The organism is Sphingobacterium sp. B29 (assembly GCF_001952815.1).
Classification (GTDB): Bacteria; Bacteroidota; Bacteroidia; order Sphingobacteriales; family Sphingobacteriaceae; genus Sphingobacterium; species Sphingobacterium siyangense.
Map to the genome: position 1 here is coordinate 6,314,314 of NZ_CP019158.1, position 17,667 is coordinate 6,331,980.

13 protein-coding genes are annotated in these 17,667 nt (G+C 39.5%); 4 read left to right on the forward strand and 9 right to left on the reverse strand.

Features of this window, described 5'->3' with window-relative positions:
* Positions 1 to 54 precede the first annotated feature (54 nt).
* Together BV902_RS26885 and BV902_RS26890 are read right to left on the reverse strand one after the other, a co-directional pair.
* On the reverse strand, positions 55 to 1,761 hold the full coding sequence (locus tag BV902_RS26885) for a glycoside hydrolase family 3 protein (protein WP_075994518.1): 1,707 nt from the start codon (positions 1,759 to 1,761) through the stop codon (positions 55 to 57).
* A gap of 330 nt (positions 1,762 to 2,091) precedes the next feature.
* Positions 2,092 to 2,634 carry a TetR/AcrR family transcriptional regulator gene (locus BV902_RS26890; RefSeq protein WP_075994519.1) on the reverse strand — a complete coding sequence of 181 codons (543 nt, stop codon included), beginning with the start codon at positions 2,632 to 2,634 and terminating at the stop codon, positions 2,092 to 2,094.
* A 218-nt stretch (positions 2,635 to 2,852) separates the two neighbouring features.
* Between BV902_RS26890 and BV902_RS26895 the strand changes: the two genes are divergently transcribed.
* Positions 2,853 to 5,591 (forward strand): outer membrane beta-barrel protein, encoded by a 2,739-nt coding sequence (locus BV902_RS26895; RefSeq protein ID WP_075994520.1) that lies wholly within the window; start codon positions 2,853 to 2,855, stop codon positions 5,589 to 5,591.
* Between the two features lie 36 nt (positions 5,592 to 5,627).
* On the opposite strand, the gene BV902_RS26900 is transcribed toward BV902_RS26895, so the two are convergent.
* Positions 5,628 to 6,302, reverse strand: coding sequence for a response regulator transcription factor (locus tag BV902_RS26900; protein ID WP_075994521.1), 675 nt, complete (start codon positions 6,300 to 6,302; stop codon positions 5,628 to 5,630).
* Positions 6,303 to 6,423: 121 nt separating this feature from the next.
* Positions 6,424 to 7,860 carry a sensor histidine kinase gene (locus BV902_RS26905; RefSeq protein ID WP_075994522.1) on the reverse strand — a complete coding sequence of 479 codons (1,437 nt, stop codon included), beginning with the start codon at positions 7,858 to 7,860 and terminating at the stop codon, positions 6,424 to 6,426.
* A gap of 119 nt (positions 7,861 to 7,979) precedes the next feature.
* Between BV902_RS26905 and BV902_RS26910 the strand changes: the two genes are divergently transcribed.
* Positions 7,980 to 9,347, forward strand: a complete 1,368-nt coding sequence (locus BV902_RS26910) for a DUF4270 family protein (protein ID WP_075994523.1) — start codon at positions 7,980 to 7,982, stop codon at positions 9,345 to 9,347.
* 3 nt (positions 9,348 to 9,350) lie between these two features.
* The gene (locus tag BV902_RS26915; RefSeq protein ID WP_075994524.1) at positions 9,351 to 10,373 is read left to right on the forward strand and encodes a Kelch repeat-containing protein; all 1,023 of its coding nucleotides are present in this window, start codon (positions 9,351 to 9,353) and stop codon (positions 10,371 to 10,373) included.
* A gap of 476 nt (positions 10,374 to 10,849) precedes the next feature.
* On the opposite strand, the gene BV902_RS26920 is transcribed toward BV902_RS26915, so the two are convergent.
* The 3 genes from BV902_RS26920 to dnaG are packed head-to-tail and all read right to left on the reverse strand — an operon-like array spanning position 10,850 to position 14,277.
* Positions 10,850 to 11,878, reverse strand: coding sequence for a glutaminyl-peptide cyclotransferase (locus BV902_RS26920; protein WP_075994525.1), 1,029 nt, complete (start codon positions 11,876 to 11,878; stop codon positions 10,850 to 10,852).
* Positions 11,879 to 11,908: 30 nt separating this feature from the next.
* The gene (locus BV902_RS26925) at positions 11,909 to 12,265 is read right to left on the reverse strand and encodes a YraN family protein (RefSeq protein ID WP_075994526.1); all 357 of its coding nucleotides are present in this window, start codon (positions 12,263 to 12,265) and stop codon (positions 11,909 to 11,911) included.
* Positions 12,266 to 12,273: 8 nt separating this feature from the next.
* Positions 12,274 to 14,277 carry a DNA primase gene (gene dnaG / locus BV902_RS26930; RefSeq protein ID WP_075994527.1) on the reverse strand — a complete coding sequence of 668 codons (2,004 nt, stop codon included), beginning with the start codon at positions 14,275 to 14,277 and terminating at the stop codon, positions 12,274 to 12,276.
* 80 nt (positions 14,278 to 14,357) lie between these two features.
* Here dnaG and BV902_RS26935 point away from each other — a divergent pair, with 80 nt between their 5' ends.
* Entirely contained in the window at positions 14,358 to 14,831 is a 474-nt protein-coding gene (locus tag BV902_RS26935; RefSeq protein ID WP_232475637.1) for a UDP binding domain-containing protein, read from the forward strand.
* 139 nt (positions 14,832 to 14,970) lie between these two features.
* Here the strand turns inward: BV902_RS26935 and BV902_RS28335 are convergent, their stop codons facing one another.
* Both BV902_RS28335 and BV902_RS26945 read right to left on the reverse strand, forming a co-directional pair.
* Positions 14,971 to 15,162: a hypothetical protein gene (locus tag BV902_RS28335; RefSeq protein WP_228280105.1), complete on the reverse strand. Its 192-nt coding sequence runs from the start codon at positions 15,160 to 15,162 to the stop codon at positions 14,971 to 14,973.
* Positions 15,163 to 15,418: 256 nt separating this feature from the next.
* Positions 15,419 to 17,530, reverse strand: a complete 2,112-nt coding sequence (locus BV902_RS26945) for a M3 family metallopeptidase (protein WP_075994529.1) — start codon at positions 17,528 to 17,530, stop codon at positions 15,419 to 15,421.
* Positions 17,531 to 17,667 lie beyond the last annotated feature (137 nt).

A 17,667-nucleotide genomic window follows, 5' to 3' on the forward strand; every position in this document is an offset into this window, starting at 1 on the left:
TGCAATGGGACCATTTTCGGAAGAGGCATCCTGTTTGTGTGATTTTATAATACGTTATTTCCCCTGTCCGTATTTAAATTTTTTGTTGATCGTAACCGGAAGTTTTCCTTTCGGCGTATTTTGCCCCAAAATCGTTTTTACTGCTGCTTTCTGCATGAAGGCATCATTTTGATAAGCCAGCAAAATTGTCTTTGCTTTTTTCGTCGCCTCAAAACCATCCAAAGCATAGGCATTGGTAAATAAGGTCAAGATCGATTTTTTCGCAAATTTCTTCATCAAGCTCTGAACATCTTTATTCAATACCATGGTCGGACGTGGACGAAGTCTCGTGTCATGCACGGCGATAATAAATTGTTTATTTTTCTTGATTTCTTTGGTAATACGTTTAATATCATCCTTACTCATGCTGTCTGTGACGAAATACTGTGTTTCATTGGTCAGCGCACTCGCTAATTCATTCTGGAAAGTCTGATTAGCCGTAATTCCGATATTGATAATAGCGGTAGGTAAATCCTTTTTGAATGATTTTATTTTTTCGGTAGAATTTAATGCTGTGATCGCTGCATTTGACAGTTCGTCAATGAGCTGAACCGCTGAGGCACGATGTAAATCATTGTATAGATTCTGTTGTGCTGTGGCCTGATATTTATCTAAACCAAGCCATAATTTGGCGGCCAGCACTCTTTTAACACGCGCATCAATATCTGCCTGTGCGATACGTCCCTCTTCAATGGCTTTTAGGATCAAGTCGATCGCACGTTTGCTATTCTCCGATACTTCAAGTAAGTCATGTCCTGCGATAATCGCCTGTACGTCGGCTTCTCCATTTGGGAAAAACTTCTTTACGCCTTTCATATCCATTGCATCGGTGACTGCTAGCCCTTTAAAGCCAAGTTCGTTACGTAAAAGGTCCGTAACGACCTTTTTAGAGATGGAAGATGGCATATTAGGTGTATCGTCCAAACTCGGGATATTCATGTGCGCCACCATAACAGCAGGTGCTCCAGCTTTAATAAGTTCTTTGAACGGATACATTTCCAGGGTATCTAAGCGTTTTTTGTCAAAAGGAAGTTGTGGCAAATCATAATGAGAATCCACATCTGTATCTCCATGACCCGGAAAGTGTTTAATGGAAGCTAATATACCGCCATCCACCATACCGTCCATATACGCTTTTGCTTTCTGGGTTACATTATATTTATTATCACCAAAGGAGCGGATACCAATTACCGGATTTTTAGGGTTATTGTTGATATCCACATCGGGTGCAAAATTGAAATGCATACCTATACGTTGGAAATCTAAGGCAACCTCACGTCCCATGCGATAGATCAACTGATTATCTTGGACGGCTCCTAAAGTCATCTGATAAGGAAAGGACAATGTTGAATCCGGCATACGCATGCCCAATCCCCACTCGCCATCAAAAGTCATCATCAAAGGTACCTTGGACAGGGATTGATAGCGATTGAACATGTCGACATGACGAACAGGACCACCCTGGAAAACAACGAGACCGCCCAAATGTTGGTCTTGTATAACCTGAGCCACTGAATCAATATACTTCTGTCCTAGATTGGTGTGTGCTCTAACCAAAAATAACTGAGCGATTTTTTCTTTTGGCGTCAAGGTATTGAATACCGCATCGACCCATTCATGCTGGGAGTTGATGTATTTCACAAAATCTTTTTTGTCCTGAGCTTTCAAAAAAGAAATTGTACCGACTAATGCCAATATTCCCAGACCGAGTTTTTTGAACATAAATTAGTTTGTATAATGTATTTAAAATAGAAATACTAAGAACGTTATTATTTTGGACAATATGAAATTGTTTTTGCAACAATTTCATATAAACATGCATAAAACGGCAATTCATTAACATACCAAGCTGAAATATACCGCACACTAATTGGTGGAAGCAATAATAACACGACGAAGCCATTCTGTGCGGTGGTAAAATATCGGATATTATCCCATCTACGACATTGCTATTCCCAACGACTACAGTGAGCTAGATCTGTTGGTACAATAAACAATACCATAAGTGAGGAAACGACATTTTGGAAACAGGCTAAAATCTTGCCTTAAAATCTAAATCAGATGATACTTTTTCTCGAGAAAGAGTGTCAACTCCATGGTATTTTCGAGTTCTCCAATGGCTTCTTTTTTCCAAAGGGTATCGATTATCAGCAGCAAAAATTCTGTCTCAAACTCAGGGCTCTCATAGCCCAGCTCCTTAAAAGCACGATGAATAATAGGCTGAACAGGTTTCATAAATTGTTCATGCTGTTGTTTGGAAAAAGGATGATGAGACAAACGCTCCTGCAATCTCCAGAATATGGGTTCTGCACTGACCAACTTGCCCGGGAGGTTTATCATAGTCCGCAGAAATTCCTTTGGTTCACGATAAGTCATCATACCACGGTGATGCGTCAGAACCTTACGATAACCTGATTTAATCAGATAAACCAACAGAGCGTCTTTATTCCCAAAATGTTTAAAGATTAATGCTTCGGAGACTCCTGCATTTTGGGCAATCGTTTTGGTAGAGGTATTCGTATAGCCTTGATCTGAAAAAAGCAACAATGCTTCTTTCATAATACGCTCTTTTCTACTCAAAACACTTTCTTTCATCTTTTATTTTTTTAATCTATATCCGCATATCACTAGATCGTTATACGGATTTGTTCAGTTGATCTTATAATTCTACTGCAAATATATCTAATCTTTCCATTCACTTGGGGTTATTGTAACTAAAATGATAATAATTCATAACAAATAGTGCCATATTTTTGGGAAATAAAATTATATAACCGTCAACAACACATTAAAACACATTTGTACCTCGACCGATGAAGACCAAACTTTGGACCATTTTGATCTTTTCTATCTGCTTATTATTGGGTACAAACGGGCAAGCCCAACAGTATATTACGGGCAAGTTGCTCGATAATACGACTTCGCAGCCTATCAGAGGTGCAAGCATCACCATTATCGCGGTAAAAGATTCCAGTAAAGTACAGGTTCCTACAGATATTTTGGGCAGGTTCAGCAGTAGCACACTTCCCAATGGAGATTATCTGGTCAGTACACAGCCGATGGGCTACAGCATGGATCTTCGGCGTGTAAAACTAATCGGCCAAACGATCGATCTAACGTTCAAACTCACTAATGCCGAAATTGTACTGGATGAAATTAACATTTCTTCGAGCAGTATACAGGTTAAAGGGGATACACTTGAATTTGACACCAAGAAATATGTCACACAGGATTTTGCAGATGCCGACGAATTGGTCAAACAGATTCCCGGTGTTGAAATTGATGACGATGGCAATGTAAAAGCACAGGGAGAACCTGTCAATAAGATTATTATTGACGGTAGGGAGTTTTTTAGCACCGATCCGAAGGTTGCCTTAAAAAACCTTCCGGCCGATGTGATTGCTAAGATCCAGATTATCGATGACAAAACTGAGCAGGCCAAATTTAGTGGTTTTGACGATGGAAAACGTATGAAAGTGATCAATATCGTCACCAAGCCCGAGAAAAGAAAATCATATTTTGGCAAGCTCTCTGGAGGAGTGGGTCCCGACCAGAAATATGCTATAAATACCCAGGTGACCAAAATGAATCCCAAACGTCAGTATGCTATCGACATCAATACCAACAATGTCAATCAGCCCAACGGCTTTGCTCCACGTGGAAACACAAGAGGACGTACCGGACAGGGAGTGACAACTCGCTTCAACGCCGGGTTCAACTATTTGGATCGTTTTTTCGATGACCGAATGGATTTCAATGCGAATTACACGTACAACTACACGGACAATAATATCCTCAGCCAAAGTAAAACAGAATATACGGCAGGCAACCGGGCCAACCAAATCAACAATCAGGATCAATTAAACAGCACTTACAGCAACAATCATGCACTCTCTATCCGCGCAAACTGGAAGATAGATTCTATTCAGAAACTTGACTTTCAACCTAATTTTTCCTATCAGAATAATGACAGGAATACAAGTTCTACAGGCAATACGTTATTAAATCTTACAGAAATACTTAATAGCTCTGATCGTAGGAACAACAGTTTTGGAGAAAATTTCAACTGGGGAGGAGACCTCACTTACATGCGGAGACTCAACAAACCGGGGCGCACGATCAGTTTTAATTTCAATGGTTCATTTAACAGCAACAAGAGCCATGCTGAAAATTTTGCACTGAATTCCTATTATAAAGACGGGCTATTTAACCGGGTCGATACCGTCAACAACAGGAATTACTCCATTGGTGATAATAATGGTTTTCGCTCAAAGATAGCTTATACCGAGATGTTCGGTACGTATTCACGGCTGCAAGGGAATTATACTTTTCGGAATACTGCGCGCTACTCGGACCGCAAGACCTATGAATTTCTGGTCGAAACAGGTCAGCTAGGTGAATTAAAAAACCGTCTTTCCAATGAATTTCGTAATGATTTTGTTTACCATAGCGGTGGAGTATCCTACTTATTTAACAAAAAAGACAGTATAAGATTTCAGATTGGCTTAGATTATCAGACGGCTTCCCAAGTCAATGATAAATTGTTTCCCATTACACTGACCACAAAAAGCCACTTCAATAGTTTGCTGCCCAATCTAAACTTCCAGTATAATTTCAATAAAGACACGCGGGTTGAGTTTCGGTATAATGCAAAGACGAACACTCCTTCTATCGAGCAATTACAGGATTTTATAGACAATCAAAACCCACTACGCATTAGCTCGGGGAATCCGGATCTAAAGCAAGAATATGACCACAACCTTGTGGTACAATTTAGATCAATCAATAAAGGTTCGGGCAGAAGTTTTACCTCCGACTTTACAGCAGATTTTATTGAGCATAAAATCTCCAATACCATTTTCACCACAGATTCAGCCTTTACGATCACAGCGGATGTTATACTCGGGCCGGGGGGGCAATACATCAGGCCTGAAAATTTCAATGGTGTCTATAACCTCAAATGGCAAAATAGCCTTGGATACCGCTTTGAACCATTGAAACTTAATTTCAACCTAAACAATAACCTCTATTTCAACCAGAATTACACCTTATTGAATCTCGAAAAGGTCAATGCGCAAACCTACGGCCTAAGTCAACGGGTCGGTGTAAACACGGCATTTAGCAAGGATATCATCATCGGATTGGATTACAATGGAAACATCGCCTTTTCCAAGAACTCCGCAAGCGAGAAATCGAATTATTCGGTCTATAAACATACCATTGGCAATTCCATTGCATTGACCTTGTTAAAAACATGGACGCTCAATTCAACATTCAACTACCTTTACAATGGCAGCATTCTGAATTCACCAAGTACAACAAGTTTGTTATGGAATGTCTCTATAGGCAAGAAATTGTTCAAGCGTAGGAATGCCGAAATCAATCTCACGGTTTTTGATCTATTTAATGACAATAAAAACATCAATCAGCAGGTCAGTGATCTTTGGGTACGAGTTTCGCAATCCAACGCCATAACGCGCTATGCCATATTAAGTTTTACCTACCATATCCGGGGACTTGGCGGAAAAGGAGAAATGAAAACCCGTCGTTAATATGCACCATCATCGCCAATCCACGTGGAACACCTCTCAATCGACGGTAAGCATGTAGCCCACTCCTCTGACATTGATAATCTTGATGCGATCATCCTGACTGAGGTATTTCCGGATACGGCTGATGAACACATCCAGACTCCGTCCCGTGAAATACTTATCATGGCTCCAATAGGCTCGCATGATATCCTCCCGCGGTATGACTTTATCTTTTTGTTCATACAGTTTCCGCAGCAGTTCACTTTCGCGGAAAGACAGCTTAAGTACCTCACCCTGATAAGTCAACTGATGTTTTAAGCTATCGAGGCTATAGTCTCCTATCATCAGCTTTTGGCCGAATAACATCTTAGGACTATTTTTCAACAAGGATTCTATCCGCACAACGAGCTCTTCAATCTTAAACGGCTTTTTGACATAATCGTCCCCGCCCAAACGAAATCCCCTCACAACATCCTCTGTCTGCACTTTGGCTGTCAAGAAGATAATGGGCACCTGCGTATCTGATTCGCGTATTTTTGTCGCCAATGTAAAGCCATCCATGACGGGCATCATGACATCGACGACCAAAATATCTGGCCGAGCCGCTGTAAATGCTTCCAAAGCTTCGTGACCATTACTGCAATGGGTAACATGAAATCCATTAGCTTCCAGGCTATCGGCAACGATCATTCCGAGACTTGGCTCGTCTTCTACATATAAAATTTCAATCATAGGGTTGTCATTCAATCAAAATATATTTCGGCCTTGTTTCAAAGACATCTTTCGGATAAATCAGCCTATTTACTGCGCTATAAAAAGCCCTATTTCCGCTCAGAAAAATAAATAATGCTGTTTATTCGTACGGTAATCGGATATTAAAGGTACTTCCTTTTTCCAGTTCACTATCGACGGTAATCTTGCCATCGTGCCTCTTTACCACCTGCTTGACATAAGCAAGCCCCAAACCAAAGCCCTTTACATCGTGCAGATTACCCGAAGGAACCCGAAAGAACATATCAAAAATCTGATTATGGTATTCTGAAGGAATTCCCTTACCATTATCTGTAATACGAATATGGACATTTTCTTTCATTTCCTTTACTTCCACTTCAATATAAACCTGCTGTCCAGCGTATTTTATCGCATTTTCCAACAAATTATTGATCACATTCTTTAGATGGGCTTCGTCGCCATTGATCCTTATTTCACTTGGAACAGCAATAAGCTTAAAGTCCACTTGCTTAATTTTATTCAGCTGAGCAACTTCAATGGCTCCCTTCACCATGGCGACAAGATCGAAGTCAGTACGTTGCAAAACAATGCCCCTTGTTGCATCGATATCCATTTGAAGTACTTTTTCAATCATATTGGATAGATGTTCCAGTTCTTTTTTGGAGATATTCAGATAGCGATTCATCTTTTCCCTATCATCCTGTACACCATACAACTGTATCGCTTCTATGGCTGCCATGACTGTAGATACCGGTGTTTTGAGTTCATGTGTCATGTTATCAACGAAGTTCTTACGCAGCTCGGCCATCTTATTTTGGTTGAGAATGGTTTTCATCAAATAGAAGAACGTCCCGAGCAGCAGTCCAATCAAGAGCAGTGAGATGAGCAGCTGCCAGCTTAAGCTATACAGCAGATACTTCCAATCCTCCTGAAACTTGATCACAAGAAATTCATTTTTTAATGGGTTGACCATCATGGGCCTTGTCCAAGCAAGATTTGCTTCGCGGTACTTACGGCGCGCATCTTTGATTTGATCGTGTGGAATCGTGACAATAGCCATTTCAAATGGTACTGAAATGCTCTTATTGTTCAGGGATTCTTTAAACTTTCTTTCGATTAAATTCAGGTTGGCTTTGTTCATCTCAAAGTCGCGGAACAGAAAGGGCGGAACAATTGCGCCTTGCCCTTCCCGGTCTTTGGGAAACATTTTCTCCCGTCTGTTGTGGATCTCGCGATCAAATCGCTCTGTTTTAGGCCGTTCGGTATTTACACGTTGTAAAGCCTTATCCAATTCAGCAGCGGGCACTAAAGCCGAGAGCTCCCGTTTTACATCTTGGAGGAGGCGATTCCGGTCCGCTTCTGGCCCATCTAACTGCCGATCACCATTGCGCGCTTGGTATGCCTCCTGGACCGCATTGAAGAGCGAACGCTCAGCGGTAGAAAGAAACAGGTCGCGGCGATTTGTGTAACTTCCATAAAGCCAAATCCCCAGTACAACAGTAATTCCTGCCCCTATTAAAACGATCAAACTGATCAGTAATTTAAATCTTCTACCCATAACTAAAACAAATTTAAATTACTAGATTTGCAATCGCTGTGGTAATTAACCATATTTAACAAAATATAACACTGATTAACAGTTCGCATTGATTACTTTTGCACTATTCAAAAATTAATATGATTAAAGACTTTAAGAGACGTAGTATTCAACTTTTACTTCCACTTTTTACATTGGCCGCTTTTGTTGGTTGTAATAAAGACATTTCGCTCTCATTGGATAGTTCAAGAGATGAAACAATCGGTTTAGTACCAATTGATACGGTTTCCGCCAAAGTTTCGACTTATCAATTGGACGATATTCCGACTTCCTCTACTGGAACAATGCTCGTTGGAAAGAACAGCAATGCTGTTACGGGTAGTATGAAGTCTACCGCTTATATGCGTCTTGGAGTGGGAACGATAAGTAATGCTTCTATTCCAGATGACGCTACCTTGGATTCTGTGACCTTGGTATTAACACCTAACAAATACTCTTACGGCGACACAACGAAAGTACAAAAGATATCGGTACACCGTGTTACGGAAGAAATTACGCAAACACAGATTGATTTAACCAAACCAGTTGATGAACGTCCTGTTTTTGTCACTTCAGCGGCAATCTTCAGTAAGCAAAAGTTTGCCTATGAAAATACGCCACTGGCAGAACTATCCTTTAAACCACGTATACAATCAGCAGATTCATTATTCTTTAGATTCAACAGTACCATTAGCAATGAGCTGTTTACGATGATCAAAAATAATGACAACCGGATTCAGAACAGCACAAGCTTTCAGGAGTATTTCAAAGGATTGGCACTTGTTCCTGACAACGGAAACACGGCTTTGATCGGTTTTAAAGACACCGTATTTCTACAAGTTCACTATTCATTCCTGAATAATGAAGGAACGAAATCTGTTGGTAAGCAATATTTTTCCATTGATAACAAGGCCTATCAGTACAATCAAATTGAAGCAGATCGCTCTGCAACAAAGTTTGCGCCAATGAGTTTAAAAAATCCTCAAATTGCGAGTCAACAAACTGATGGAAATGTGTTTTTAGAGGGCTCAACGGGTGTTGTAGCAAAAATTGAATTCCCAACGTTATTAGAATTGGTTAACAATCCATCAATTGCGATTAATAAGGCTGAACTTGTCATTGAAGTCCCTAATGGAGCTTCCAGCATTTTTGATCAGCCTCAGAGTTTGGTCTTAATGGTGGCAAGTAATAATGGAAATCCGATTAGTTTGGTAACTTCACCTTATTCGACAACAACACAACAAGCAACATTAGTGCGAGGAAATGATTTTGGTTCGAATGGAACATATACTTTCAATCTGATTGAATATTTAACAAAAATTAAAACAACAGCATACAATAATACTTCATTATATCTATCTTTACCGACATCGGGTTTGTTTTCAACTGGAAATAGGTTAATATTGGCAAAAGATAATGAGAATGATCCGAAAATTAAATTAAACATCCTTTATACTAAATTTCAATAATTTATGAACAAGAAAAATTGGCTACTCGTTTTATTAGCTTTTGTATTTACAGTTACAACTTTCTCTTCTTGTAAAAAAAGTGACGACAGCGAAGACAAATCAGACGAATGGTTTGCAAAAGCTGCTTTTAAAGGCCCACAAACTTCATCTGCTGCTAGCTTTTTGATAAATAATGTTGCGTATGTTACTACTGGTCTAGCAAGTAATGCTGGTGGTAAGCCATTTCGTGTGAAAGACACGTATGCATATGACGCAGCATCAGATACATGGGCTGAAAAAGCGCCTTTCACAGGTGTTGAGAGAAACGGTGCCATCGGTTTTTCCATTGGTAATATCGGTTATGTTGGTGGTGGAAATGACGGAACAAACAACCTAACAGATTTCTACAAATTTGATCCTACAGCTAATGACGGAAAAGGTGCTTGGTCAAGCATTGCTCCACTTCCTATTGCTTTGTCTAATGCAGTAGCTTTTACTTTAAATGGCGCTGCTTATGTTGGAACAGGTGAAACTGTCGTTAGTGGTGGAACAACAAATACAAATGAGTTCTACAAATATGATCCAGCTGCTAATACTTGGCAAGCAATCAGTGATGCTCCATTTTCAGCGAAAAGAAAAGCAGCTTTCTCTTTTGTTGTCAATAATGTAGCCTATGTAGGTGGTGGTATCTCTAACGGTTCTTACCCAAAAGATTTCTATAAATTTGATGGTAGCAAATGGACTAAATTGAACGATCTAAATAGAGCAGATGATTCATATACTTACGATTTGACTCGTTCAAATGCTTCTGCTTTCGCAATCAATGGTACTCCATTCGTTGTTGGCGGTTACAAAAATGCCGTAATCAACAGCACATGGAAATATAATATTTCTGGTGACTACTGGACAAATGACAACGGCGCTTTCGCTGGTTCAGCACGCCAAGATGCTGTTGGTTTCGCTGTAGGAAACAACGGTTACATCACTACTGGACTTAATGGTTCATCTCGTTTTGACGATACTTGGATGTTTACTCCGATTTATTAATCGAAATAAAATCAATATAAAGAAAGGAATGGAGTTTCAAACTTCATTCCTTTTTTTTGCTTCAAATATTTTGTTTCTATTGGTTAAAAAAGATTTCTAGCTCCCTTTTATGGCTGTCCGCTATATCGAAATAAGTCATCAATAATAGCATACATCCAGCTACTATTTACTAATATAGGGCAACTCTCTTGTTTTTCATTAATTGAGGCGCACCTGACGAGAGATCTGCTCGTCATAATGTTTCTCTCCATGCAGTTTTAAAAGCTTCCGATACAGTTTTAAAGCGATCTGTCTCTGCCCCGGGCCGCCATTATAAAAAAGCTGGAATTGAAAGCCTCACACGATAATATCCATACTTTAAAGAAGAATGGGGGCAATAAAAAAAACCTTGTCAGATAATTCTGACAAGGTTTCCATTTTCTTCGAATGTGCAATACTGTCTGCCTCACAAAGGAGGATCAAGATTTGAAGTTCATTTATTTTTCAACTGTCTTGATCTCGAATAATGTATTCCATAACTTCCCTGTTATAAAGAGACGCTTTCCAGCTTGGTCGTAAGCAATTCCATTCAATTCATTGTCATAAGCGGAAGTATGCTCATAGATACCCACAAGATTAATCCGTCCTTCTACCGCTCCTGTTTGCGGATTGATTATAACAATAACATCTTTTTGATAGACATTTGCGTAGACTTTGCCGTCTATATATTCCAGTTCATTAAGTTCATCCACTGGTCCAGCTTCATCGTAAACTCCGATAGCGTTTAGCTCCTTACCGGTCGTTGCATCTAAAAAGAACAATTTATTGGATCCATCAGACTTTATCAAATGCTGCCCGTCGTAGGTCAAGCCCCACCCCTCTTTGCTATTTTCATATTTAAAGGAACTTTCCTTTACAAAAGAGTTTTTATCAAAGACATATCCTTCTCCCTGTTGCCACGTTAACATAAATAATTTATTACCTACCAATGTCATTCCTTCGGCAAAAGTCTTTTCATCAAATTTGATTTCCTTGAGTACTTTACCTGTTTTTAGGTCGACCTTTCTCAAGTTTGACTCACCATAACGGCCATTAGATTCGTAGAGAATGCCATCAGCAAACTGTAGCCCTTGTGTAAAAGCAGTCGTATCGTGCGGGTATTTGTTGACAACCTCAAAACCATAGTTCTTCGCATTTTCAGGTACAACATAAAATGTACTTGAAACAGAATCGGGTTTTCCAGCATTGTATACCAAGGCGGAAATATTGCGTGTGCCATAAGCCATGTCTTTGGTATCTACTGTAATTGCCGTAGTATCAGTTGATGAACCCACATGTTTATCATCGACAAAATAAGCCACAGAGTCCATTGATACTGATTCAAATTTCAATTTCAACTGGACTTGAGCACCTTTTAAAACAGCTTGATTTGCTCCAGGGGATGCAAATTCCAAACTTGATTTTTTTGACTTACAAGAAGCAAAAGCTAGCGCTGCAATTGCCATAAAATAAGTGATTTTTCTCATCTATGTATAATTATTTATAAGTACGTATCCTTAGCTATCCCAAAATGCATCTTTGATATGGGTGAGTACTGTTTTGGGGGATCTTGTTATTGCGACAACATCAAATCTGACTTCACCGACATAACCTGTTTTAAGGATATAAGCCTGTGCTGCACGAATTAGCAATCGCTGTTTTTTGCGATCTACAAATTCGTAGGGTTCGCCGAAATCCGTTCCCGACCGTGTTTTTACTTCAACGAATACCAAGGTATCCCTGTCCACGACAATCAAATCTACTTCTAAATTCTTAAATCGCCAATTTCTTAACACTATTTTATAGCCTTGCTCCACGAGGTATTCCATGGCCATTTGCTCACCCCATTCGCCCGTTTCAAGATGCTTGGCCATATCAAGTATTACTTAACAATCGTATTTCCCAGAAAGCCTCCCAAGAGCCGTTCGGCTTCTTTAAGTTTCTGATATTTAAAAATAAGGACTTCTAGGTTTGCCACATCTTGTTCATGTTTCATTTCTTCACGAATATGATGCATTTCTGCCTCAATCTTACGCTTCTTGATCCGATAGATCGCTGTAACAACAAGTTGTTTTAAATGCTCATATTCTTGCGTTACATAAATTTTACGCTTATCGTCATTCCAATTTTCGCTGAGCGAATATTTGCTGGCAACACTATTAATCGCCAAATCGGATATTGTTGTATCCGAATTCGAATAAAACTGCTTGGCATCTGGAATTTCGTAATTTTCTGCAGCATCTCTATAGACTTTTAAAATATAGGCCGCAGCTTTATCCTTAAATTCGATGTCGCTGATATTTCCCAGTAGCAGTCCTGCAACGGGAATATCCCCATCACCTTCCCAGGTTGCCAGATAATCCCCATAGTTGATTAGAATACGGACAATCTCTCGTTCCTGAAGAATTTCCGAAGTCAGTTGTACCGGTTGTTCGACATTCTCCATAGGAGCTACTCCCCCTCTTTCATCATCTGTCATGAAGAAATCCGGGGGTGGACCATCCATCCCAAAAGGTGGCATCCCTGCATTAGGCGGCGGGCTCTGCGGTTTACGAGCGGCATCCTTATCGGCCTTCTTTGCTCTATTGAGCCTAATCTTGTTGAGTTCTGCCAATAAAATACGCTCTTCGATATCCAAAAGGCTGCTACATTCCCGGATAAAAACAGAAACCTTAATTTCATCGGGAATCAATGCAATACTCTCGACGACATCACGGATTACCGAAGCCCTTTTTATTGGATCGTTATTGGCATCGCGAAGCAGAATATTCGTTTTGTAGAAAATAAAGTCCTGCTGATTGGATTTGACATAATCTTTAAAAGCCGTGGCACCAAACTTTTGAACATAAGAGTCGGGGTCATTACCGTCGGGAAAAAGCAGCACTTTAACGTTTAAGCCTTCTTCGAGCAGCATATCTGTACCGCGTAGGGAGGCTTTGATACCTGCTTCATCCCCATCATAAAGTATGGTCACATTCTTTGTAAATCTGGAAATAAGCTTGATCTGACCTGTTGTCAAAGACGTTCCCGAGGAGGAAACAACATTTTCGACTCCAGCTTGATGTACCGAAAGAACATCGGCATAGCCCTCTACCAAGTAGCAATTATCCTCTTCCATAATTGCTTTTTTTGCAAAATTCAATCCATACAGCACATCGGATTTATGGTAGATTTCGCTTTCGGGAGAGTTTACATATTTGGCGACCTTTTTATCCGTCTTTAGTGTCCGACCACCAAAGCCAATTACACGCCCTGTCAGGTTATGAATCGGAAACATGACCCGGCCACGGAAACGATCATATAAAGATTTATCATCACGTTCAATAGCCAAACCACTTGCAGCCAAATAATCTGGGTGAAAACCAGCTACCTGTGCTTTATCGACCAATGCAGTCCATTCTTCAGGCGAATAGCCCAATTCAAATTTTTTGATGATATCTTCTCGGTAGCCACGCTCCTTGAAATAGTTGAGTCCGATGACCTGACCCATTTCAGTTTTCCAGAGTTGTTCGGCAAAGAATTTACTGGCCCAAGCACTCAGGACATATAGACTTTCCCGTTTATCCTGCGCAGCAAGCTGGGCCGGTGAACGCTCGATTTCTTCAATTTGAATCGAATATTTATCGGCTAAATAACGGATCGCTTCCGGGTAAGAGAACTTTTCCAGTTCCATGACGAATTTAAGGGAATCTCCACCAACACCACAACCAAAACACTTATAGATACCCTTTGCAACTGAAACGTGGAAGGAGGGCGTCTTTTCATGGTGAAAAGGACAATTTCCAATCAGAGAAGTTCCCCGTTTCTTTAAATCAACGAAGTCCCCCACCACCTCTTCTATCCGTGCTGTTTCCAGTACTTTATCAATAACTTCCTGCTTTATCAAACCGTTTCTTTTTTAATGTAAAATTAGAATAAATCTTTTGTATCTCCACTACGAAATGGTATTGGGATCAAGTGATTTTGATGAATGATTATCAAAAACAGCGATTTGCAGATAACATTATCCAAACATTGTATAATACTGTATCGGGCAAAAAGATTGCATTCTTAGGCTGGGCATTCAAAAAAGACACCAATGATACGCGTGAATCTGCAGCGATTTATGTTGCAGATTATCTATTGAGTGAACAAGCTGAAATCACGGTCTATGACCCCAAAGTGTCTGCTGAACGCATCTATGCCGACCTAGATTATCTGAATACGCGCTCTTCGGAAGAAAACCGAGCTTTGGTAAAGGTTGTCAATACCGCCTATGAGGCTTGCAATGATGCACATGCAATTGCAGTATTGACTGAATGGGATGAATTTAAGCATTATGATTGGGCCAAAATTAAGGAGCATATGAAAAAACCTGCATTTGTGTTCGATGGCCGTAAACTATTGAACCGTAAGGAACTTGAAGACCTTGATTTTAAATATTACGCGATAGGCGAGTAATCAATATATAGCTAAAAAGAACCCTCAGCATATAGTCGCATAAGTGTATGCGACTATAACTGAGGGTTTTGTTTGTGCCTGTTGTCAACGCGTAAGGAAAGAGAGATGAAACACAAGCGATGCAACAGGACTTTTTATCTTAATTATTCAGCATTCCATAAAACTCATTCATGTAATAAGATTCTTGGAGTGCATCCCTGAAATTCTGCCATTGTTCTTCATCAAATGAAAATACGATATCTGGATAAGGTGTTTTCATAATCAACCGAAATTCACCATCTGGGAATGTGCTAAAAAAGAGCTCATCACCATTACTTTTCGTAATATTCAAGAAATCGAAGAATTTATTCCTCGTAAATGTCAGTACAAAACTTTGTTGCCAGATATAATATGTTTGACACTTATGGCAAACACTAATATGGGTATCTCCTCTTTGGCTTAGAATTTTTGTGTCACACATACTACCTACATTTATTTAGACTCATTATAAATAATATTCAAATGTAAGAATAGTTTTTAGAATAACAAGTACCTGAACAAAAAAAAGGCGATATATTTCTATATCGCCTTTTTTTAATTAGAGAGCATTAGTTCAAACCTCTCTTTTTCAATAGATATTTTGGATCTGGATCTGCACCTCTAAATGTACGGTACATTTTAGCAGGATCATCAGTACCTCCTTTTTCAAGGATATTTTTACGGAAAGAATCCGCTGTCACTTGATCATACAATGATTTTTCCTTGAAAGCTGCGAAGGCATCTGAATCCAATACTTCAGACCAGATATAGGCATAATAACCTGCAGAATATCCACCAGCGAAGATATGTTGAAAATATGTACTTCTATAGCGCGGAATAATAGCATCAATAATACCTATCTTTTTCATTGCTGTTTTTTCAAAGCCATTAATGTCTTTTGAAATTTCTTTTGTGGTAGCATGATAATCCATGTCTAACAACGCGGCAGAAAGGTATTCAACCGTTGCAAATCCTTGATCAAAGGTACCGGCCTTTTCCATTTTTTGAATCAATGAATCTGGCATTGCTTCTTTGGTCTTATAATGCTTAGCATATGTTCTTAACACCTCTGGATCTGCTGCCCAATTTTCCATCACTTGTGAAGGTAGTTCAACAAAGTCACGGGGTACAGAAGTTCCGGCCATAGAGCGGTATCTCACATTGGAAAGAAGACCATGCAGAGCATGTCCAAACTCATGGAATAAAGTAGTCGCTTCATCAAATGTCAACAAGGCAGGATTTTTTCCCACTGGTTTTGTGAAATTGCATACGATGGAAATTACTGGTGCAACACGTTTGCCATCTTTTGTCGACTGGTTACGGTAAGAAGTCATCCAGGCTCCCCCTCGTTTTGACTCACGTGGGAAGAAATCGGCATATAGCAGACCTAAATGTGAACCGTCTTTGTCTTTAACTTCATACACTTCCACATCTTTATGGTAAGTTGGTACATTGTTTAAGGCTACGAACGTCAAACCATATAATTTATTGGCTACAGCAAACGCACCTTCACGAACTGCAGGAAGACTCAAATAAGGTTTAATTTCGTCCTCATTCAATGCGAAACGTTTTTTGCGAATAATTTCTGTATAATATCTCCAATCGTAAGGGGCCACAGCAAAATTACCTCCTTCAGCCTTTATTTCCTTTGCTATATCTGCTTCTTCACCCTTTGCTTTAGCGAGTGCTGGAGTCCAAAGTTTATTTAACAGTGCATAGACATTGGTCGGATTCTTCGCCATTGATTCCTCTAGTACATAGGCCGCATGTGAAGAATAACCCAATAATTTTGCTTTTTGAAGGCGTAGGTTTACAATTTTTTGAATGATCGCCTTGTTATCGTTGGTGTTATCTTGATTACCGCGTAGCTGATAAGCCTCCCAAAGTTGCTTTCTCAGTTCACGATTTTTTGCATATTGAAGAAAGGGCATAATGGAAGGATTCTGTAAAGTAAACACCCACTTATCCTTCTTTCCTTTTGCTATGGCTTCTTCAGCTGCTGCCGTTTTCAACGATTCAGGCAAGCCTTCCAATTGGCTAGCAGAATCAACGACCAGTGTATAAGCATTGGTTTCAGCAAGCAAATTTTGTCCGAATTGCGTTGTTAATGTTGAAAGCTCAGCATTAATTTTTTTCATTTTTTCCTTATCAGCATCCTTTAAATTCGCTCCGGAACGTACAAAACTCTTATAGGTTTCCTCCAACAGTTTATTGTCCTGTTCGTCTAATCCAAGTGTATTTCGACTGCTCCAAACTGTTTTGATACGGTCAAATAGTTTGGTATTCATCGAAATTTCATCAGAATGACTCGATAAGATGGGAGCCAAATCTTTTGCTATCGCCTGAATACTGTCATTTGTATTGGCACTATTTAGATTATAAAATACAGTAGATACATTCTTCAATAATCCACCTGCATTTTCCAGGGCGACTATCGTATTTTGAAATGTTGCTTTATCCGAATTGTTGACTATCGTGTCAATTTCCAAATTGTGTACTTTTATCGCTTCATCAAAAGCTGGCCTAAAATGCTCTGTTTTAATCTTGTCAAAAGGTGGTACATTAAATGGGGTTTCGTAAGCCAATAAAAGAGGATTATCTGTCATCACTTTTTTTTCCTCACAACCAACAAATGCAGTTGCCACTATCGCAAAAAATGGCAAAAGTTGTCTTTTCTTCATATTATCTGATTATTCCTGATTTTTTTCAAAGATAATAAAATTAGGCAAATGGTCCGCCTTCTTGGAAAGGGGTTGCAGAGGAACATAAAAACAGTCATCGTATTGTAAAACAAAAACTTATTCATAAACCTTGTTAA